Below are 518 nucleotides of genomic sequence, written 5' to 3'. Positions count from 1 at the left end.
GAGGAGGCCGAGGCGCAGAAATTTCATCCGGGGATTGTCTCAGAGTTCGAAACCGGGAACAGGAGAGACCGGCATGGGCCGATCGCGCTTGCAAAGGTCGCAGCGTAATGTGATTTCGGTCAACAAATTTTGCGCGCCCGCTACGTAGCATAAACGTTGCCTATGTGAATGCGCTTTGCGGGGAGCGCGGTTCACCGTCGTGGCACGGTTCGTAGTTGCGTACGCCGTGCATCGGGATCGACGTTTTTCGCAGGAGTTTCGCTTGCGGGCGCCCGTGCGGCTTAATCTTTCATTAGGGGATACTCATGTCTGCTTTGCCTTGTTCTAGGCTTGCGCTGGCGGTTGCCTGCGCGCTTTCCGTCACTGTCTATGCTCAGGATGTCAGCGTGACTCCGCCGCCCGGCGGCGGTTTCGTGGTCAAGGACAGCAGCGGCAATGCCGTGCGCTTCAAGGTCGATGCGAACGGCAACGTCATCGTTCCGGGACTCGCCGCGGCCGGCCAGCAAAACACCCTCGTC

The 518-nt window shown here is 59.7% G+C and carries 1 protein-coding gene; it reads left to right on the top strand.

Features of this window, described 5'->3' with window-relative positions; translation table 11 throughout:
• Positions 1-305: 305 nt before the first annotated feature.
• Positions 306-518, top strand: a 213-nt coding sequence (locus tag D1012_RS22565; protein WP_199489621.1) for a hypothetical protein, incomplete at its 3' end; no start/stop codon positions are given.

Origin of the sequence: Pseudotabrizicola alkalilacus, assembly GCF_003443995.1 — a bacterium.
Taxonomy (GTDB): Bacteria; Pseudomonadota; Alphaproteobacteria; order Rhodobacterales; family Rhodobacteraceae; genus Pseudotabrizicola; species Pseudotabrizicola alkalilacus.
This window is presented reverse-complemented; position numbering and strand designations above follow the sequence as displayed.